Origin of the sequence: Enterobacter cloacae complex sp. P12RS (genome assembly GCF_014895875.1) — a bacterium.
In the GTDB taxonomy this organism is placed as follows: Bacteria; Pseudomonadota; Gammaproteobacteria; order Enterobacterales; family Enterobacteriaceae; genus Enterobacter; species Enterobacter bugandensis.
This window is the reverse complement of the sequence record NZ_JADBQO010000007.1, coordinates 114889-134616: the sequence shown is the minus strand read 5'-3', so window position 1 is coordinate 134616 and position 19728 is coordinate 114889. Positions and strand designations below refer to the sequence as shown.

15 protein-coding genes and 1 other RNA gene are annotated in these 19728 nt (G+C 56.5%); 8 read left to right on the top strand and 8 right to left on the bottom strand.

Going from position 1 to position 19728, the window contains the following annotated elements:
* The gene (locus IM284_RS03580) at positions 1-678 is read right to left on the bottom strand and encodes a molecular chaperone (RefSeq protein ID WP_193055726.1); all 678 of its coding nucleotides are present in this window, start codon (positions 676-678) and stop codon (positions 1-3) included.
* A gap of 57 nt (positions 679-735) precedes the next feature.
* Positions 736-1266, bottom strand: a complete 531-nt coding sequence (locus IM284_RS03575; protein ID WP_047368370.1) for a fimbrial protein — start codon at positions 1264-1266, stop codon at positions 736-738.
* Positions 1267-1688: 422 nt separating this feature from the next.
* On the opposite strand from IM284_RS03575, the gene IM284_RS03570 reads away from it, so the two are divergent.
* Entirely contained in the window at positions 1689-2348 is a 660-nt protein-coding gene (locus tag IM284_RS03570; protein ID WP_028012843.1) for a winged helix-turn-helix transcriptional regulator, read from the top strand.
* 77 nt (positions 2349-2425) lie between these two features.
* A complete protein-coding gene (locus IM284_RS03565; RefSeq protein WP_047368369.1) occupies positions 2426-3055 on the top strand; it encodes a helix-turn-helix domain-containing protein in 630 nt (209 codons plus the stop codon).
* A 50-nt stretch (positions 3056-3105) separates the two neighbouring features.
* On the opposite strand, the gene IM284_RS03560 is transcribed toward IM284_RS03565, so the two are convergent.
* The 3 genes from IM284_RS03560 to IM284_RS03550 all read right to left on the bottom strand — a co-directional run bounded on the left by IM284_RS03560 (position 3106) and on the right by IM284_RS03550 (position 6849).
* Positions 3106-3300, bottom strand: coding sequence for a YdiH family protein (locus IM284_RS03560; protein WP_003857766.1), 195 nt, complete (start codon positions 3298-3300; stop codon positions 3106-3108).
* A gap of 85 nt (positions 3301-3385) precedes the next feature.
* On the bottom strand, positions 3386-3796 hold the full coding sequence (gene menI / locus IM284_RS03555) for a 1,4-dihydroxy-2-naphthoyl-CoA hydrolase (protein WP_028012841.1): 411 nt from the start codon (positions 3794-3796) through the stop codon (positions 3386-3388).
* Positions 3793-6849 (bottom strand): FAD-binding and (Fe-S)-binding domain-containing protein, encoded by a 3057-nt coding sequence (locus IM284_RS03550; protein WP_047368368.1) that lies wholly within the window; start codon positions 6847-6849, stop codon positions 3793-3795. The genes menI and IM284_RS03550 overlap by 4 nt, the downstream gene beginning before the upstream one ends.
* Positions 6850-7047: 198 nt before the next feature.
* Between IM284_RS03550 and ydiK the strand changes: the two genes are divergently transcribed.
* Together ydiK and rprA are read left to right on the top strand one after the other, a co-directional pair.
* On the top strand, positions 7048-8163 hold the full coding sequence (ydiK, locus tag IM284_RS03545; protein ID WP_041910407.1) for an AI-2E family transporter YdiK: 1116 nt from the start codon (positions 7048-7050) through the stop codon (positions 8161-8163).
* A gap of 209 nt (positions 8164-8372) precedes the next feature.
* An RNA gene (gene rprA, locus IM284_RS03540) (antisense sRNA RprA) lies at positions 8373-8480 on the top strand.
* Between the two features lie 5 nt (positions 8481-8485).
* Here rprA and IM284_RS03535 read toward each other — a convergent pair.
* The 3 genes from IM284_RS03535 to ppsA form a co-directional block, all read right to left on the bottom strand.
* Positions 8486-10861 carry a glycoside hydrolase family 3 N-terminal domain-containing protein gene (locus IM284_RS03535; RefSeq protein ID WP_047368367.1) on the bottom strand — a complete coding sequence of 792 codons (2376 nt, stop codon included), beginning with the start codon at positions 10859-10861 and terminating at the stop codon, positions 8486-8488.
* 3 nt (positions 10862-10864) lie between these two features.
* Entirely contained in the window at positions 10865-12265 is a 1401-nt protein-coding gene (locus IM284_RS03530; protein WP_045261569.1) for an MFS transporter, read from the bottom strand.
* A gap of 234 nt (positions 12266-12499) precedes the next feature.
* The gene (ppsA, locus tag IM284_RS03525; RefSeq protein ID WP_028012836.1) at positions 12500-14878 is read right to left on the bottom strand and encodes a phosphoenolpyruvate synthase; all 2379 of its coding nucleotides are present in this window, start codon (positions 14876-14878) and stop codon (positions 12500-12502) included.
* Between the two features lie 335 nt (positions 14879-15213).
* Here ppsA and IM284_RS03520 point away from each other — a divergent pair, with 335 nt between their 5' ends.
* The 4 genes from IM284_RS03520 to IM284_RS03505 all read left to right on the top strand — a co-directional run bounded on the left by IM284_RS03520 (position 15214) and on the right by IM284_RS03505 (position 19702).
* Positions 15214-16047, top strand: a complete 834-nt coding sequence (locus tag IM284_RS03520) for a pyruvate, water dikinase regulatory protein (protein WP_028012835.1) — start codon at positions 15214-15216, stop codon at positions 16045-16047.
* Positions 16048-16199: 152 nt separating this feature from the next.
* Positions 16200-17246 carry a 3-deoxy-7-phosphoheptulonate synthase AroH gene (aroH, locus tag IM284_RS03515; protein WP_028012834.1) on the top strand — a complete coding sequence of 349 codons (1047 nt, stop codon included), beginning with the start codon at positions 16200-16202 and terminating at the stop codon, positions 17244-17246.
* A 212-nt stretch (positions 17247-17458) separates the two neighbouring features.
* A complete protein-coding gene (gene hemP / locus IM284_RS03510) occupies positions 17459-17647 on the top strand; it encodes a hemin uptake protein HemP (protein ID WP_028012833.1) in 189 nt (62 codons plus the stop codon).
* Between the two features lie 72 nt (positions 17648-17719).
* Entirely contained in the window at positions 17720-19702 is a 1983-nt protein-coding gene (locus tag IM284_RS03505) for a TonB-dependent hemoglobin/transferrin/lactoferrin family receptor (RefSeq protein ID WP_047368366.1), read from the top strand.
* The last annotated feature ends 26 nt before the right edge of the window (positions 19703-19728 follow it).

Sequence of the window (19728 nt, the reverse complement as noted above, 5' to 3'; positions counted from 1 at the left end):
TCACAAACTGGCTTGATGCAACGCGCCGGGGCTTCCATAATCGTTGATAACTTTAAACGTCAACGTATTTCCGCTGGTTCCATGAGATAACGGGAACCGGGCCGACGCGCCAGGTAATACATACGAAACATCATCCAGCTTTTTTCCGCCCACAGATATTTCATTAAAATTGATGACATAAGGTGTCGGATTCGTAACCTGAATTTCATTCCCGTTGCGTTGCCACGTTAATTTTCCGGCCTGATCTTCAGGCGTTGACGCGTGAAGATTAGCCGGGCGATAAATCAACTTGATACGCGTTTTCACCGCTATTTGCAGTGCGTTAGCCTGTTTCGTTGCAGAAGGAATGGCTTTTATATTGAGCCAGAATAAACTTTCCTGTTCCTGAGGGAGTGAACCAGTCATAACAATGCGTTCGATATTTTTCTGACCACCATCCAGTCGATAAAGCGGAGGCGTAATGATAAAAGGCGCTGCATCTTTTTTTCCCTCCGGCGCATCAATCCACGACTGAATTAAAAAGGGCGCGCTATCGGCATTGTCCACGCTAATGGTTGCTTCTTTTTTTGCACCGTCGAAAATAACGCGGGTGCCGCCAATAATGACCACGGCATTGGCGATTGAAAATGTCAGCGGTAACGCTGCTGCGGCCAGACCGATTGTTGTGATAAAACGCATTGAATACCTCATAAAACAAAGGGGCCGGGTGGCCCCATACTGATTACTGCAAAAGACTTAGTTATAAACCACAGAGAAGTTAGCAACCGAGTTAGCCGGGCCTGCGGTAACTGATGCCGCAGTCGAAATATACTGGGCATAGAAGTTGAGCGTATTATCAGCGGTGCTGCTCAGCGCATAGGTATAGTTGTTGCTACCATGCAGCGGCAGATCGGCCTTATCCGCCGTCATCAGGTTGATGGCCACGCCCGTTGCTGCTCCCACAACGGAGGAATCAATCGCCAGCAGGCTTGCGTTGGTTAAATCTGGCGTGCCGTCAAAACGCACCTTCGCGGAGGTCACGGTCACTGGGCAGTTTTTCAGTACGATATTGAACTGCGTCGCTGCAGTTCGCGAACCCGTTGTCGGGAATTCCGTTTTGTAATAATCGCCGAGGACTACAACCTGATTCTGGGATGCCACATCCACATCGCAGGCATTATCCAAAATATTACCGTTAAAATTAACCGTACCTGCCGCCGCGAAAGCCTGAGTCATTGTCAATGCAGAGCCTGCCGCAAACATGGCAACAATAATTTTCTTTTTCATAAAGCCATTTCCTGTATTACTTTATTTATTACTGATATTCAGGCAAAACAGACGTTCCTCATTCTGCCATTCTTTTTTAGAGGCCATCAGAAACAAAATATCACTCTCATCGTGTCGAGCGTTTCAGATGGGTGTTTTTGTCGACGAGTCAAAATTTATACAACTCTTTTGTGCGAGACAATCTATTTTCAGGTCTAGCTGTAGACTGGAGTTTAACAAAAAACAAACATTTTGATCGTTCACTTTATCGCCAGTCTACTTTTAGACTTTCGTCGTTTAACGATAAAATTCATAACGTTAAGATACTCAACTCTTCCGGTCTATTATTAGACTTCCGAGTATTATTCCCTGCTTCGCTGCTTTTTAAGATAATTCTCCACGCTGATTGAAAAACGATCGCATCTGTTGAAGTGAGGTATATTATGAACACGCGAATTGCAGCCGTATTAGACAATGAGAAATCGTCAGTGCTGGGATTAAAACCCTTAAGGCACATAGAGCGTATAATTGATAATGTCCTTCCTGGTGCAGAGAAAATCATTCTTTCGAAAAGCGAAGTCGTACAATATTACCGAAATGACGAACGCCAATGTTTTATGCTGTTACACGGCAGCGTGGCGCTGCACCGCCGCGGCGACGGCATTGTGTTAAATTCAGAATCAGCGCCTTTTATACTGGGTGTCAGCAGTCAGTTTTCATCGGAACATCTTTACGTTAGGGCGCTGGAGACATCCGAATTAGCATGCGTACCGCTGGAAACGTTTAACAATGTGGTTGCACAGCACGATCTCTGGGAACACTTTTCTAAATTGCTGATCTACACGGCATCGCGGGTGTACGAGCACTGCGCGCAAATATCACAGATGTCCGCCTACGATATCATCCGCTTTCAGCTGGTTGAATTAATGCAGGAGCCTGAGGCAATTCGACAAAACATCACGGCAGCGGCTTACATTAAAAGCCGTACCTACCTTTCCCGCAGCGGAATTATGCGGATTCTGGCAGAACTGCGTACGGGGAAATACATCACCATGGACCGTGGCGTGCTGATAGAAGTTAACCATTTACCCCGGAAGTACTGAAAGCACAATAATATCTGGAGATAGCGCGAGAGAAGAGCGAAACTATAAGCATAAGATTATCTTCCAGGTTTACGGCTATGTCCTCTACAGATAAATCGTCTCGCGGCTCCCCTTACGCCCAGGAACTGATCGCGCATCTGGAGCCTTATTGCACGGTGCGTCGAACGGGCCGCGGTGAACGACTTAACCTTGAGGTTAACGGTCAGGGGCTCTGTTATTTAATCCTCGAGGGGACGATTGCCATCTACCGCAGCAGCGATAGCATGATGCTTTCTACCGCCCGCAGCCCTGCCCTGTTTGGTCTTGCTAACCTGACGGACATCTATTTCAATGATTACCTCGTCACGGTGAGCCCTTGCCTGATTGGCAGTATCCCTACTGAACAGGTGGCTGACATTATCAAAGAAAAAGGGCTATGGGGTCTGCTCTCCAGACAACTGATGTTTGTCTATAGCCGGCTTTATAACAACGTGATGCCGCAGGGCGCACCGACGGCATATGAGATGATTCGCCAGCAGCTCATAAAGCTGATGGAGGAAGATGAAAGTTATCGCAGCAGCGTAACGGCGGAAAGGTATATTCGGGAGAAAACCCAGCTCTCCCGCAGCGGCGTAATGCGCATTCTGGCGGATTTAAAAACCGGCGGATTTATCGAAATGGAAGAAGGCAGGCTTATTAAAATCAACAAGCTCCCCGCTAAATACTGAATGTCAGACACAAAAAAGGCCGCACTCGCGGCCTGTTCAACAACACTCACTCAATGGACGTGAACGCCCAACCGCCAGGCAAAGTAGATCTCTTCTTTCAGTTCATTCGAAGAGAGCGCCAGCAGATCCGTGAACTCCAGTTCAAGCTGTTTCAGCTTTTTCAGGTACTGCGCCGGAGACAGGTTGCTCTTATCGCGACGTAAATATTCAATTGCCAGCTGTGTTGGGGTTATTTCAGTATCCATGATGTCCTCGCTTATGTACAAATCCTGACCAGTATATCACAACACGCTGGCTAGTTTTTGACCAAAGGCAATTCATCTGAAAACTTTACACGACCGCCGTCGTCAGACGCGACGAGCAGCACAGGCGATCCTGCTCGTCGAGAATATCAATCTGCCACACCTGGTGGCGGCTGCCAGCGTGCAGCGCGCGGCAGATACCGCGCACGCGCCCGCTGCGCACCGAGCGAATGTGGTTGGCATTCACCTCAAGCCCGACCACCTTCTGTTCGCCTTCGGTGCAGAGATATCCCGCGACGGAGCCCAGGGTTTCCGCCAGTACGACGGAAGCCCCGCCGTGCAACAGGCCAAACGGCTGATGGGTGCGACTATCGACAGGCATCGTCGCCTCCAGATCGTCTTCCCCAATGCGGGTGAACTGGATATCCAGCAGCCCCACCATATTCCCCTCGCCCATGGCGTTTAGCGCCTGCAGCGTGACGGCACGTTTCCAGATCATCCAATTATCTCCAGTAAAGCCTGTAATGGGTGGCGTACGCCGTTACCCTCAACCCGTTTCACCTGGCTGCGGCAGGAGTAGCCCGTCGCCAGGCAGCGGTTTCTTGGCAATCGCTGCATCGCCTGATGCCACGACAGCTCATAGATGCCGAGCGAGTTGGCGTGGTTTTTCACCTCGTGGCCGTAGGTGCCCGCCATGCCGCAGCAGCCCACGCTGACGCTCTCCAGCTTCGCGCCGAAACGCGCAAAAATAGACGCCCATTGCGCCGGGGCGCCGGGCAGCGCCGTCACTTCCGTACAGTGTCCGAACAGATACCACGGTTCACCGCCCGCCTCCTGAATGGCCTTCTCTTCCAGGGCTGCCGGCAGCCACTCGTGCACCAGCATGACGTGGAAATCGCCGCGCTTATCACCCAGCGTCTGCTTGTATTCATCGCGATAGCAAAGCACCAGCGCCGGATCGACGCCGACCATCGGCATCCCAAGTTCGGCGATCCGGTTGAGAAAATCAGCGGTTTTTTGCGCCGTTTTCGCAAAGCGGTTCAGGAAGCCTTTAATGTGCTGCGCCTTGCCGTTTGGCGAGAACGGCAGCACTACCGGCTGATAGCCCAGTTTTTCAACCAGGCGGATGAAGTCAGCGACCACCTGCGCGTCGTAGTAGCTGGTGAACGGATCCTGGACCACCAGCACCACCTTCGCTTTTTGCTCAGGAGTAAGCGCTTCGAGCTGCTCCAGGGTCATGTTCGCCGAGCGGTGGCCGACGAGCTGGCGCTGCAGCGACGGCACCGACAGCAGCGGCAGATCGACCATGCCGATATGCTTTTCGGAAAGCTTGCGCACCAGCGGCTGATTGATAAAGAAGTTGAAGGTCTTCGGCGCGCGCGCCATCAGCGGCGCGTAGCTTTCCACCGTCGCCACCAGATGATCGCGCACCGGGCGCAGATAGCGGGTGTGGTAGAGCTGCAGGAAGCGCGAGCGGAATTCCGGCACGTCGATTTTAATCGGGCACTGGGTAGAGCAGGCTTTACAGGCCAGACAGCCGGACATCGCCTCTTTCACCTCATGGGAGAAATCATACTCGCCCTTATTGGCATGCCAGCTGTTGCGGGTGCGCTCAATCAGCGAGCGCAGGCTGGCTCGTTTTTCCGGCAGCTCCTGCTCCAGCTTCAGGGGATCGACGCCACGGTCCGCCAGCAGACGCAGCCATTCGCGCACCAGCGTCGCACGCCCTTTCGGCGAGTGAATGCGGTTGCTGGTGATTTTCATTGACGGGCACATCGGGCTTTTCACGTCAAAGTTAAAGCACAGGCCGTTGCCGTTACACTCCATCGCGCCGCGCCAGGACGAGCGCACCGCAATCGGGATCTGTCTGTCATACGTACCGCGCTTAACGGCATCCACCTGGAGCATTGGCGCGTCCACCCCTTCAGGCGGGCAGATTTTCCCCGGATTGAGGCGGTTATCCGGGTCGAACGCCGCTTTGACCTTGCGCAGCTCCGCGTAAAGCTGCTCCCCGAAGAACGCCGGGCTGTATTCCGCGCGGAACCCTTTCCCGTGCTCCCCCCACAGCAGACCGCCGTATTTGGCGGTCAAGGCCACGACGTCGTCGGAGATCTGCTTCATCAGGATCTCCTGCTGCGGGTCGCACATGTCCAGCGCCGGACGCACGTGCAGCACCCCGGCATCCACGTGGCCGAACATGCCATAGCTAAGGCCGTGGCTATCCAGCAGGGCGCGAAACTCGACGATATAATCCGCCAGATGCTCGGGCGGCACGCAGGTGTCCTCGGCAAACGGAATCGGCTTCGCCGCCCCTTTCGCATTGCCAAGCAGGCCCACGGCTTTTTTACGCATGGCGTAAATACGCTCGATACCGGCCAGATCGTGACAAAGCTGCCAGCCAATCACGCCGCCTTCGCCATGAGCAATCAGCTCATCCAGGCGCTGGCAGAGCGTCGTCACCTGGCTTTCAATCAGCTCCGCGTCATCACCGGCAAATTCCACGATGTTGAGGCCAAGCATCTCTTTGTCCGGCACGTCGGTAATCAGCTCGCGCACGGAGTGCCAGACGATATCTTCCCGCGCCAGATTCAGCACCTTAGAGTCGACGGTTTCCACCGACAGCGCCTGCGCTTCCACCATAAACGGCGCATTGCGCAGCGCAGAGTCGAAGGAGTCATATTTGACGTTCACCAGGCGACGCACCTTCGGCAGGCGGGTGATATCCAGCCGCGCCTCGGTAATAAACGCCAGCGTTCCTTCGGAGCCGGTCAGCACGCGGGTTAAATCAAACTGCGTCAGGTCATCGTTAAACACGTGGCGCAGGTCGTAGCCCGTTAAGAAGCGGTTCAGTTTGGGGAATTTGTCGAGAATAAGCTGGCGGTTGTCGCGGCAGCGCTCCAGCACGGTGCGGTAGATGCGCCCGCTGGTGGTGTTATCTTTACCCAGCGTTTCCGCCAGTTCGACCGGCATCGGCTGGGTATCAAGGATATCGCCGCCTAACAATACTGCCCGCACGCCCAGCACGTGATCGGAGGTTTTACCGTAGACCAGCGACCCCTGCCCGGAGGCATCGGTGTTGATCATCCCCCCGATGGTTGCGCGGTTGCTGGTGGAGAGTTCAGGGGCAAAAAAGTAGCCGTAAGGCTTGAGGTACTGATTAAGCTGATCTTTGATAACGCCCGCCTCAACCCGCACCCATCCCTCTTCGGGGTTGATCTCAATGATGCAGTTCATATAGCGCGACATATCAATAATGATGCCCTGGTTCAGCGCCTGACCGTTGGTTCCGGTGCCACCGCCGCGCGGCGTGAAGACCAGAGAGGCAAACCGCTCCTGCGTTGCCAGCCGGGCGATAAGCGCCACGTCGGCCGTGGAACGAGGGAAAACGACCGCATCGGGAAGAAGCTGGTAGATACTGTTATCGGTTGCCATCGTCAGCCTGTCGGCATAGTTCGTGGCGGTATCACCTGTAAAACCCTGTTGCTCCAGTGCCTGCAAAAAATTAAGCACCAGCTGAACGACGCCAGGTGCCTGAGAAATCTGTGGGATCATTACTGTCGACCCTAATTAGAGTTGTGGGAATCGTTTGCGTGTATCTTAAAAGTTTTATCACATTTTTTTCTTATAATCTCTGCTGAATTACAGGCAGAATTCGCCTGTCAAAAACCGCTGCGATCGCTAATGATAAGAGAGACGCGGTTTTCCATTCCCGCCAGTGGTACTGGCGTTCTTTTAAGGAAAGTTTCATTTATGGTCAATCTTCGCCAGCCCAGGGATGTTGCGCAAATTCTGCTGTCGGTGCTGTTCCTGGCCCTCATGATTATTGCGTGTCTGTGGATTGTTCAACCCTTTATTCTCGGCTTCGCCTGGGCTGCGACCGTTGTCGTCGCCACGTGGCCTTTGCTGCTGCGCTTGCAGAAACTGCTGTTTGGCCGCCGCGGGCTGGCCGTGCTGGTGATGACGCTCCTGCTGTTCCTGCTGTTTATTATTCCAATTGCGCTGCTGGTAAACAGCCTTGTCGACTCCAGCGGCCCGGTGATCCGCGCCGTGACAAGCGGCGACCTGACGCTGCCGGACCTCGGCTGGCTGAACAGCATTCCGGTCGTGGGCGCTAAACTTTACAGCGGCTGGCATAGCCTGCTGGAGATGGGCGGCAGCGCGCTGATGGCGAAAGTACGTCCGTATATTGGCACCACCACCACCTGGTTTGTCGGTCAGGCCGCACATATCGGCCGCTTTATGATGCACTGTACCCTGATGCTGGTCTTCAGCGCCCTGCTTTACTGGCGCGGTGAGCAGGTGGCTTTAGGCGTTCGTCACTTTGCCACCCGCCTGGCGGGAAAACGGGGTGACGCCGCGGTGCTGCTGGCCGCGCAGGCCGTGCGCGCGGTCGCCCTGGGCGTCGTGGTGACGGCGCTGGTGCAGGCGGTGCTGGGCGGTATCGGCCTGGCGATTTCCGGCGTACCGTACGCCACCGTCTTTACCGTAGTCATGCTGATGACCTGCCTTGCGCAACTGGGGCCGCTGCTGGTGCTGGTTCCGAGCATTATCTGGCTTTACTGGACGGGTGATACCACGTGGGGAACGGTGCTGCTGGTCTGGAGCTGCGTGGTTGGCACCATGGATAACGTGATTCGCCCCATCCTCATCCGCATGGGCGCAGACCTGCCGCTGATCCTGATCCTCTCCGGGGTTATCGGCGGGTTGATTGCTTTCGGGATGATCGGTCTGTTCATTGGCCCGGTGCTGCTCGCCGTTACCTGGCGTCTGTTCTCCGCCTGGGTTCATGAAGTGCCGCCGCCTGGAACCGACCCGGACGTGATTCTGAGCGAGCTGGAAGAGCTGGAAGAAAAGAATACCCATTAAGCCTTGTTGCCGGGTGGCGCTTACGCTTACCCGGCCTACATTATCCCGCACAATACTTTAACGCCGCTAAAGTATTTATTCGCTGCACACTGGTCAGACCCGCCATTTCAGCATTAAGTCCGCTATTATTCTCAAGAAATCTTTACGTCTCTTTAACTATTGAGACGAATCCGATCGACGCTGAAAGATGACATGCCTACTATTAGCTCAAGGTTATAAATCAACACCTTGATTTATAAGCATGGAAATCCCCTGAGTGAAACAACGAATTGCTGTGTGTAGTCTTTGCCCATCTCCCACGATGGGCTTTTTTTTATCCTGACTACGCGCGCTTAACCTTACAGGTACTGAGCATCCGCCACTCAGCAGGCAGCACCCGCGTTTCCCCCGTCACATTGACCGTCACCGCCTGGTGGATATCTGCCGACGATGCGCCAATCTGCAGTTCAAACTCGCCCGGCTCGACGATGCGTTTCCCGTCCCGGCGGGTAAAGTTGAACATCTCAACCGGCAGCGTGAAGGTGAGCGTGGCGGTTTCGCCCGGCGAGAGCATGACGCGCTGGAAGGCCTTCAGCTCCTGGAGCGGCCGTACCTGGGTGGCGACCTTGTCCCGCACGTAGACCTGCACCACCTCGCTGCCGCTGCGCTCGCCGGTATTGGTGATATCCACGCTCAGCGTCACCTCACCGTCGACCGGCACGCTGCTTTCAGCGACGCGGGCAGTGCCCCAGCTAAACTGCGCCCAGCCGAGGCCGAAACCAAACGGGTAGCGCGCACCGAAATGGAACGCGAACGGCGTGCCGCCGCTTTTCAGCTTGTGGTTATAGTAGAATGGCATCGCCCCGGCGCTTTTCGGCACGCTGACCACCAGCCGGCCCTGCGGCTCCGCGCGACCGGTTAACACATCGGCAATCGCCCAGCCCCCTTCCTGTCCCGGCGCCCAGGCCATCATCAGCGCGGCAATCTTCTCCTCCAGCCCCTGAAGGTTGTACGGACGCCCGCCGGTCATTACGACGATCACCGGTTTGCCCGTCGCCACCAGCGCCTCCAGCAGCTGTTGCTGCACGCCCGGCAGATTCAGGGAGTCAGTATCGGAGCCTTCCCCTACCGTGCCGCTCTGGAACAGCCCGGCGAGATCGCCCACGCAGGCCACCACCACGTCACTCTCCTGTGCGGCGCTGACCGCCTCGGGGATAAGTGCGGTACTTTGCGACACCGGAGACTGCTGCATTGGCTTGCCGCCGCTGTCGCCCGGGAAGACCGGCGCACCCGCCATCCGTTTTTCGATAATGTGGCACCCTTTCGCGTAGCGCACGTTCGATGCACCCAGGTACTGCTCCAGCGCCGCGCGCGGGGTCGTCACCTGCGAGGTCTCCTCAACCATATCGCTGATGATCAGATGGACCGGGAAGCTATACCCGCTGAGTAACGCCAGCGGATCGTCTGCCGTCGGCCCCACTACCGCCACGCGGGGTTTACCGTTCAGCGGCAGAATGCCGTTGTTTTCCAGCAGCGTGACCGATTTTGTCGCCACCTCCCGCGCCACCTGGCGGGTCATCTCATTTTGCAGATCGATGCCGTTTTCATCGGCATACGGGTTCTCAAACAGGCCGAGACGGAATTTTTCGGTCAGCGTACGCGCCACGATCTCATCGACTTTCGCCATAGAGATCAGCCCGCGCTCTACCGCTTCCGCCAGATGGCGTGCGCAGTCATCTTTCGGCAGCTCAACGTCCAGCCCGGCGTTAAACGCCAGCGCGGCGGACTCCGCTGCGTCGTGAGAAATCCCGTGGTGCTGGTGCAGCAGGCTGACGCCGCCGTAGTCCGCCACAATAATGCCGTCGAAGCCCCACTGTTCGCGCAGAACGGTGGTCAACAGGAAGCTGTCGCTGTGCCCCGGCTGGTTATCGATGTCGTGGTAGGCGGGCATGACCGAACCGGCGTTTGCCAGCTTGACCGCCATTTCAAACGGCAGCAGGAAGGTGTCGTTCAGCTCGCTAAAACCAAGATGCACCGGGGCGTGGTTGCGCGCCCCTTCGCTGAACGAGTGGCCCACGTAATGCTTGAGCGTCGCCAGCAGATCGCGCTTGTCGCCCTGTAACCCTTTCACCCAGGCGGTTGCCATCACGCCCACCAGCCAGGGATCTTCCCCGAACGTCTCTTCGGTTCGCCCCCACCGGACGTCGCGGGAAACGTCCAGCACCGGGGCCAGCCCCTGCTGGCAACCGACGGAACGCGCCTCTTTACCGATCTGCTCTGCCGCGCGCTGCACCAGCTCCGGGTCCCAGGTCGAGCCGTAGTTGAGCGAGGACGGGAACAGGGTGGCGTCTTTGCACAGCAGCCCCACCAGGCACTCCTCGTGGAACAACGCCGGAATGCCAAGCCGCGTCTCTTCCATCATCATGCGCTGCAGGCGGTTAGCCGCGCGCACCCCGGTTTTCGCGTCAACGATGTGGGTGCCGAGCGGACGGGTGATCTGCCCGACGCCCAGTTTTAGCCGTTCGCTCAGCGCCGCCTGCTCGCTGACGCCAGCAAATTCATCGCTCAAATCGCTGCGCTCCCGGTGGTTGCCGTTTTCATCAAGGATCAGCCAGTAGGCGTGCATCTGGGCGAACTTCTCTTCCGGGGTCATGCGCGCCAGTAAATCAGCGACGCGCTCGTGCACGGGACGTCCCGCGTCCTTATAGATAGCAGTCATATTTTACTCCTGTAGTGCGGAAGGGGTTGCCGGGCTGAGCTGCCCCGCGTCGGGTCTTACCTCACGCTTGCTGGCCAGCTCCCGGGCGATGGAATCCACCAGCCGGCTGTTGAGCTTGTAGATGGAAAGCAGCGCCACCATGCAGAGGAACAGCGCGCACGGAATAAGGGTGAACAGCGCGTTGATGGTGGAAAGCACGTGCGGCGCCTGGGCTGCCTGGCCCGGGGCGTAATCCACCATGCCGAGCACCCAGCCGACCACCGCCCCGCCCAGCGCAAGGCCAAACTTGATGGCGAACAGCGCGGTAGAGAAGACCAGCCCGTCCAGACGGCGGCCGCTACGATGCTCTTCGTAGTCGACCACATCAGAGAACATGGTCCACTGGAGCGGCGTGGTGAGGTTTTGAATAAAGCTAAAGACGATGTTAAGGCCAAAGATTAGCCACACCTGCGAAGGCGGCAGGAAGAAAATCAGCGCGCCGAAAATGACGAAGGACATTATCGTCCACTGATAGGCGCGCACGCGGTCAAATTTCCCCAGCAGGCGTTCAGATAATAACGCGCCGCTTAACGAGGCCACCATGCCAGAAACAATAAAGGCAAAAACCAGCTCCGGGCGCAACAGTACATAGTTGACGTAATACATGGTGGCAGAGCCGCGCGTCACCACCGCCGTTAACAGCAAAATATTAAACACAAACACAATGCGCCACTGGCTGTTACCGGCCAGCAGTTTTAAATCGGTGAGCATGGAGCCGGAGGTATCATTGCGCGGGGAATAACGCTCACGGGTCATCAGGAAACAGCAAAAGAACAGCACAATTCCCAGCAGCCCCATCAGGCTCATGGCAAAGAAATAGCCTTTCTGCACGTTGCCCTGGCCCAACAATGAGACCAGCGGCAGAGCGATAACCGTTACGATCAACCCGCCAATAAATGACAGGCCAAAGCGCCAGGACTGCAGGGAGTGACGCTCGCGCGGATCCAGCGTCAGCGCGCCCGGCATGGCGCAGTAAGGCACGTTAATGGCGGAGTAAATCAGACTTAAAATCGCGTAGGTCGCGCAGGCATAAACAATTTTTGCCGTCGGCCCGACGTCCGGTACGTAGAAGGTAATAAGGCAGCTTACGCCAAAGGGAATAGCAAACCACAGCAGCCAGGGCCGGAAACGGCCGTGACGCGTCTGCGTGCGGTCAACCAGCGCGCCAATACATGGGTCGACAAACGCATCAACCACGCGCACCACTAAAAACATGGTACCCATGATCGCGGCAGGCAAACCAAAAACGTCGGTATAGAAATAAGCAAGAAATAATGTGGCCGTTTGCCAGACCAGCGCGCTGGCCATATCACCTAAGCCATAACCTATTTTATCTTTGGTACGCAATACAGAGGAAAGTGTCATTGTTATTTGCCTTTTTATCAGGTTAAAACGTATTTCAACCAGTTGCGCATCATCTGAAGGGAAATGCGCAGTAAGGCTCAAGTATTAGCAACGCGTTGCGCACTAACAATTGTCTTAATTAACAGACAAATTATGATATTTGGTTTTTTAGATTATTTGTGATGGGGAGCAAATTAGAGGTGAAATAAAAAAGGCGAGGAATAAAATCCTCGCCTTTTTGCGATCGTGTTGCCGTTACTTGTTCAGTTCCGCCAGGCTCAGCCAGGTTTGCACTACCGTGTCCGGGTTCAGGGAGAGGCTGTCAATCCCCTCTTCCATCAGCCAGGCGGCAAAGTCTTCATGGTCGGATGGACCCTGACCGCAAATCCCGACGTATTTACCCTGCTTCTTCGCCGCGCGGATGGACATGGAAAGCAGCGCTTTCACCGCCTCGTTACGCTCGTCGAACAGCTCGGAAACCACGCCGGAGTCGCGGTCCAGGCCCAGCGTCAGCTGAGTCATGTCGTTCGAGCCGATAGAGAAGCCGTCGAAGTGCTCCAGGAACTGCTCGGCCAGCAGGGCGTTGGACGGGATCTCACACATCATGATGATCTTCAGCCCGTTTTCGCCGCGCTTCAGGCCCTGACGCGCCAGCTCGTCCACCACCGCTTTCGCCTGATCCACGGTACGCACGAACGGGATCATGATTTCAACGTTGGTCAGCCCCATGTCGTTGCGCACGCGTTTCACCGCCTCGCACTCCAACGCGAAGCAGTCGCGGAAGCTATCGGACACGTAGCGTCCGGCCCCGCGGAAGCCCAGCATCGGGTTCTCTTCTTCCGGCTCGTAGCGCTCGCCGCCCACAAGGTTAGCGTATTCGTTAGACTTAAAGTCAGACAGACGCACAATCACGCGTTTCGGGTAGAACGCTGCGCCCAGCGTGGCGATCCCTTCGGTCAGACGGCCGACGTAAAACTCTTTCGGCGAGTCGTAACCTTTCATCATCTCGCGGATCTCGTTCTGCAGCTTCGCGTCCTGGTCGTCAAACTCCAGCAGCGCGCGCGGGTGAACGCCGATCATGCGGTTAATGATGAATTCCAGACGCGCCAGACCAACGCCTTCGTTCGGCAGGCAGGCGAAGTCAAACGCGCGGTCCGGGTTACCGACGTTCATCATGATCTTCAGCGGCAGATCCGGCATGGTATCCACGCTGGAGCTCTTCACGCTGAAGTCAAGGATATCGGCGTAGACGTAGCCGGTGTCGCCTTCGGCACAGGAGACGGTCACGTTCTGCCCGTCCTTCATGCGCTCGGTGGCGTCACCGCAGCCGACAACCGCCGGGATCCCCAGCTCGCGGGCAATGATCGCCGCGTGGCAGGTACGGCCGCCGCGGTTGGTGACGATGGCCGACGCTTTCTTCATGATCGGTTCCCAGTCCGGGTCGGTCATGTCGGTCACCAGCACATCGCCTGGCTCAATACGGTTCATCTCGCTGATGTCGTGGATCACTTTGACCGGACCGGCACCGATGCGGTGACCGATGGCGCGGCCTTCCGCCACGATTTTACCCTGCGCGTGCAGCGTATAACGCTCCATCACCTGGCCGCGAGAGCGAACGGTTTCCGGGCGCGCCTGAACGATAAACAGCTTGCCGGTGTTCCCGTCTTTCGCCCATTCGATATCCATCGGACGGCCATAGTGTTTCTCAATCTGCACCGCCTGCTTCGCCAGCTCCTGCACTTCGGCGTCGGTCAGGGAGAAGCGGTCGCGCTGCTCCTGCGGCACATCTTCAATCTTAACCTGCTTGCCATGCTCCTGGGTTGGGGCATAAATCATGCGGATTTTTTTCGAGCCCATGGTGCGGCGCACCACCGCCGGACGGCCCGCGGCAAGCGTAGGCTTGTGTACGTAGAATTCGTCAGGGTTCACCGCGCCCTGCACGACCATCTCACCCAGGCCCCACGCGGAGGTGATGAACACCACCTGGTCGAAGCCGGATTCGGTATCAATGGAGAACATCACGCCGGAGGAACCCACGTCCGAGCGCACCATACGCTGCACGCCCGCGGAGAGCGCCACGCCGCGATGGTCATAGCCCTGGTGCACGCGATAGGAGATGGCGCGGTCGTTGAACAGGGAAGCAAATACGTGCTTCACCGCCACCAGCACCGCATCGTAGCCCTGAACGTTCAGGAAGGTTTCCTGCTGCCCGGCAAACGACGCGTCCGGCATGTCTTCTGCGGTCGCGGAAGAACGTACGGCAAAGGAGGCCTGCGCGTCGTCAGCGGAGAGCTGGTTGTACGCGTCATGGATAGCTTTTTCCAGTTCCGGCTGGAAAGGTGTGTCGATGATCCACTGGCGGATCTGCGCCCCGGCTTTGGCAAGCTCGGTGACGTCATCAATATCCGTTTTATCCAGCAGGTCGTAAATGCGCTGGTTTACACCGCTCTGGTCTAAAAACAGGTTAAACGCGTCGGCGGTCGTGGCAAACCCGTTTGGTACGGAGACACCCATACCGGACAGATTTGTAATCATTTCACCCAGGGAGGCATTTTTGCCCCCAACTCTGTCTACATCATTCATGCCGAGTTGGTTATACCAAAGCACCAGCGGTGACGAGCCATTGTTGGACATCGAAACAATCCTTTTGTGATATTTGATCGGAGTAAGTAACACCTGACTACGTATTTATACTGGCATAATTATTTGCGCTAAAAAAACGGTGAATCGTGTAAGCAATTTAAATTTTCAACTTTTCGGATAGTTTCCCACCAGCCAATAAGCTGATGATTCCTCTATATTCAGCCAGAAACCACAAAAATAAAGTCGCTATTTGAAAAATGAAATCCGCTTTTCAGGAAAATCAAAAACATCATTTCATTTTAAATTCAGATAACTTCTTTGCTGTGCAATTAACTTTTTTAATTTATGCTTTCAGACAATTAGGTATGATATTCAGGGTGGGTAAAATGGATAATGCTGTCGATCGTCACGTTTTTTATATTTCTGATGGTACGGCGATCACCGCCGAGGTGCTGGGCCACGCGGTGATGTCGCAATTCCCCGTTTCGATTAACAGCATCACGCTGCCGTTTGTGGAAAATGAGAGCCGTGCCAAAGCGGTGAAAGACCAGATTGACGCCATCTTCCAGCAGACCGGCGTGCGCCCGCTGGTGTTCTACTCCATCGTTATTCCTGAGATTCGCCACATCATTCTGCAAAGTGAAGGCTTTTGCCAGGATATCGTGCAGGCGCTGGTGGCCCCACTCCAGAGCGAACTGAAGCTTGACCCGACGCCTATCGCGCACCGCACCCACGGGCTGAACCCCGGCAACCTGACCAAATATGACGCGCGTATTGCCGCCATCGACTACACCCTGGCGCACGACGACGGGATCTCGCTGCGCAACCTCGACCAGGCGCAGGTGATTTTGCTCGGCGTGTCGCGCTGCGGCAAAACGCCGACCAGCCTCTATCTGGCGATGCAGTTCGGCATCCGCGCCGCAAACTACCCCTTTATTGCCGACGATATGGATAACCTGGTGCTGCCCGCTGCGCTCAAGCCGCTGCAGCACAAGCTGTTCGGCCTGACGATTAACCCGGAACGTCTCGCGGCGATCCGCGAAGAGCGCCGCGAGAACAGCCGCTACGCCTCGATGCGTCAGTGCCGCATGGAGGTTTCCGAAGTGGAAGCGCTGTACCGCAAAAACCAGATCCCGTGGCTGAACAGCACGAACTATTCGGTAGAAGAGATCGCCACCAAAATTCTCGACATCATGGGGCTTAATCGCCGCATGTACTAATAAGCTAGTACATTGGCTCGGATTCATGTATCATCCTTTTCAACAGCGGGGCGGTGTCGCCCCGAACTTGAAATCAGCAGGGATTGGTTTAATGTGATGCCCATCACTTCCCGGTAGTCTGCCGATGAAGCAAAAATTTTCTGAGACAAGTCATGAATAAAACCGATGAACTCCGCACGGCGCGCATAGACAGCCTGGTCACCCCGGCTGAACTGGCCGAGCGGCACCCCGTTTCCGCCGCGGTCGCGGAACATGTGACGGCCTCCCGCCGCCGCATTGAAAAAATCCTCAATGGTGAAGACAAGCGTCTTCTGGTGGTGATTGGGCCCTGCTCCATCCACGATCTGGATGCCGCGATGGATTATGCAAAACGGCTCCAGGGGCTGAGGGAAAAATACCAGCATCGCCTTGAGATTGTGATGCGCACCTACTTTGAAAAACCGCGTACCGTGGTGGGCTGGAAGGGGCTGATTTCCGACCCTGACCTTAACGGCAGCTATCGCGTAAACCACGGCATTGAGCTGGCGCGGAAGCTGCTGTTGCAGGTCAACGAGCTGGGCGTGCCGACGGCCACCGAGTTTCTCGACATGGTGACCGGGCAGTTTATCGCCGATCTGATCAGCTGGGGCGCGATTGGCGCGCGCACTACCGAAAGCCAAATCCACCGCGAGATGGCCTCAGCCCTCTCCTGTCCGGTCGGCTTCAAAAACGGGACCGACGGCAACACCCGGATTGCGGTCGATGCGATTCGCGCCTCGCGTGCCAGCCATATGTTCCTGTCGCCGGACAAGAACGGCCATATGACCATCTACCAGACCAGCGGTAACCCGTATGGGCATATCATTATGCGCGGCGGGAAGAAGCCTAATTACCATGCACAAGACATCGCTGCCGCCTGTGAAACGCTGGCCGAATTCGACCTGCCGGAACATCTGGTGGTGGATTTCAGCCACGGCAACTGCCAGAAGCAGCATCGCCGCCAGCTTGACGTCTGCGATGAGGTCTGTCAGCAAATCCGCAGCGGCTCGACCGCCGTTGCCGGGATCATGGCCGAAAGTTTCATCAAAGAAGGCACGCAGAAAATCGTTGCCGGACAGCAGATGGTATACGGCCAGTCGATCACCGACCCGTGTCTGAGCTGGGAAGACAGCGAGCTGCTGCTGGAGAAGCTGGCAGCTGCGGTTGATTCTCGCTTCTGATGTTATTGTCGGGTGGCGCTGCGCTTACCCGACCTACGGTTCGCGCCCTTCTTCCTCTCCCCGTGGGAGAGGGTTGGGGTGAGGGCATCAGGCCGCATCGCCTCCCCCTGAATTTGATCCCGTCACACAATTTTCACAAAAACGCTTGCCGTGAATTTGCAGTTTATTGATAATGATTATCATTGTTACATTGATTGTTATTTATAAACATTATGTCACCGACCGATAACAGCGCGGCAACGCCAGTAAAAACACACACAGCGCCATCCCCTGCTTCCACCGATCGCCGCATCGACAGCAAAAGCCTGTTGGGTGAGGAAGGCCGGGTGATTATCGAGCATGACGGCCAGCAGTATCTGCTGCGCCAGACGAATGCCGGAAAATTGATCCTCACAAAATAAACCAAAACTTTCGCCAGCCACCCAGGTGATCCCCAGGCAGCCAGCGCTTTCGATACTTTATGGAGAGTTGCTATGCTACACCTGCATACCGCACGTTTACGCCCGTCCCTTCTGACGCTGGCGATTGTCAGCACCCTGCCGGGCGCCGCGTTTGCTGCCGCAGATGAAATAACCGTCACCGCCACAGGCAACGCCCGTAGCGCTTTCGAAGCCCCGATGATGGTGAGCGTGGTTGACGCCACCGCCCCGGAAAAACAGACCGCCAGCTCTGCCGCCGACCTGCTGCGCAACGTGCCCGGTCTGACGCTGGACGGCACCGGCCGCACCAACGGTCAGGACGTTAACCTGCGCGGCTATGACCGCCGCGGCGTTCTGGTGCTGGTCGACGGCGTGCGCCAGGGTACCGACACCGGGCACCTCAACAGCACGTTCCTCGATCCGGCGCTGATTAAACGTATTGAAGTGGTGCGCGGTCCGTCTGCTCTGCTCTACGGCAGCGGCGCGCTGGGTGGCGTCATCTCCTATGACACCGTCGACGCCAAAGATCTGCTGGAACCGGGCAAAAACAGCGGTTATCGCGTGTTTGGTACCGGCGCAACGGGGGACCACAGCCTCGGCCTGGGGGCCAGCGCCTATGGCCGTACCGATACCCTGGACGGCCTGGTATCGTGGTCCAGCCGCGACCGCGGCGATATCCGCCAGAGCGACGGTGCGACGGCGCCGAACGACGAATCCATCAATAACATGCTGGCGAAAGGCAGCTGGAAAATCGACCAGGCCCAGACCCTGAGCGGCGCCCTGCGCTACTACAACAATGCCGCGCAGGAGCCGAAAAACCCGCAAACCTCTGATGCCAATAGCAGCAACCCGATGACAGACCGCTCCACCATCCAGCGCGATGCGCAGGTTGGCTACCACATTGCGCCGGAAGGATACGACTGGCTGAACGCCGATGCGAAGGTTTACTGGTCCGAAGCGCGCATTAATGCCCAGAACATCGACAGCACCGGCGAGTTCCGCAAGCAGACCACCAAAGGCGGCAAGGTGGAAAACCGTACCCGCCTGTTCAGCGACTCCTTTGCCTCTCACCTTCTGACCTACGGCGGAGAATACTATCGTCAGGAGCAGCGTCCGGGCGGGTCCACAACCGGCTTCCCGGAGGCGAAAATCGACTTCAGCTCCGGCTGGCTGCAGGATGAAATCACCCTGCGCGATCTGCCGATCACCTTGCTGGGCGGCACGCGGTATGACAACTACCGCGGCAGCAGCAATGGCTACGATGACGTCAACGCCGATAAATGGTCCTCCCGCGCCGGGTTGACCGTCAGCCCGACCGACTGGCTGATGCTGTTTGGCTCTTACGCGCAGGCGTTCCGCGCGCCGACCATGGGCGAAATGTACAACGACGCCAAACACTTCTCCATTGGCCGCTTCTACACCAACTACTGGGTGCCGAACCCGAACCTGCGCCCGGAAACCAACGAAACGCAGGAGTTTGGTTTTGGCCTGCGCTTTGACGATCTGATGCTCGCCAACGATGCGCTGGAGTTTAAAGCCAGCTATTTCGATACCAAAGCCAAAGACTATATCTCCACAACCGTCGATTTTGCCGCCGCGACCACCATGTCGTACAACGTACCCGACGCCAAAATCTGGGGCTGGGACATGATGGCAAAATACTCGGCCGATCTGTTTAGCCTCGACGTGGCCTATAACCGCACCCGCGGGAAAGACACCGATACCGGGGAGTACATCTCCAGCATCAACCCGGACACCGTCACCAGCAAGCTGGACGTTCCGGTGGCGCAAAGCGGTTTCTCCGTGGGCTGGATCGGCACCTTTGCCGATCGCTCAACCCACGTCAGCAGCAGCTACAGCAAGCAGCCGGGCTATGCGGTTAACGATTTCTACGTCAGCTATAAGGGCCAGGAGCAGCTCAAGGGCGTCACCACCACGCTGGTGCTCGGCAACGCCTTCGATAAGGAGTACTGGTCTCCGCAGGGTATTCCGCAGGACGGTCGTAACGGCAAGATTTTCGTAAGCTATCAGTGGTAATTCCCTTCGGGGCCACTCTTCAGAAG

Coding starts and splice junctions, on each gene's coding strand:
- IM284_RS03580 (WP_193055726.1), bottom strand. CDS start 678: ATGCGTTTTATCACAACAATCGGTCTGGCCGCAGCAGCGTTACCGCTG.
- IM284_RS03575 (WP_047368370.1), bottom strand. CDS start 1,266: ATGAAAAAGAAAATTATTGTTGCCATGTTTGCGGCAGGCTCTGCATTG.
- IM284_RS03570 (WP_028012843.1), top strand. CDS start 1,689: ATGAACACGCGAATTGCAGCCGTATTAGACAATGAGAAATCGTCAGTG.
- IM284_RS03565 (WP_047368369.1), top strand. CDS start 2,426: ATGTCCTCTACAGATAAATCGTCTCGCGGCTCCCCTTACGCCCAGGAA.
- IM284_RS03560 (WP_003857766.1), bottom strand. CDS start 3,300: ATGGATACTGAAATAACCCCAACACAGCTGGCAATTGAATATTTACGT.
- menI (WP_028012841.1), bottom strand. CDS start 3,796: ATGATCTGGAAACGTGCCGTCACGCTGCAGGCGCTAAACGCCATGGGC.
- IM284_RS03550 (WP_047368368.1), bottom strand. CDS start 6,849: ATGATCCCACAGATTTCTCAGGCACCTGGCGTCGTTCAGCTGGTGCTT.
- ydiK (WP_041910407.1), top strand. CDS start 7,048: ATGGTCAATCTTCGCCAGCCCAGGGATGTTGCGCAAATTCTGCTGTCG.
- IM284_RS03535 (WP_047368367.1), bottom strand. CDS start 10,861: ATGACTGCTATCTATAAGGACGCGGGACGTCCCGTGCACGAGCGCGTC.
- IM284_RS03530 (WP_045261569.1), bottom strand. CDS start 12,265: ATGACACTTTCCTCTGTATTGCGTACCAAAGATAAAATAGGTTATGGC.
- ppsA (WP_028012836.1), bottom strand. CDS start 14,878: ATGTCCAACAATGGCTCGTCACCGCTGGTGCTTTGGTATAACCAACTC.
- IM284_RS03520 (WP_028012835.1), top strand. CDS start 15,214: ATGGATAATGCTGTCGATCGTCACGTTTTTTATATTTCTGATGGTACG.
- aroH (WP_028012834.1), top strand. CDS start 16,200: ATGAATAAAACCGATGAACTCCGCACGGCGCGCATAGACAGCCTGGTC.
- hemP (WP_028012833.1), top strand. CDS start 17,459: ATGTCACCGACCGATAACAGCGCGGCAACGCCAGTAAAAACACACACA.
- IM284_RS03505 (WP_047368366.1), top strand. CDS start 17,720: ATGCTACACCTGCATACCGCACGTTTACGCCCGTCCCTTCTGACGCTG.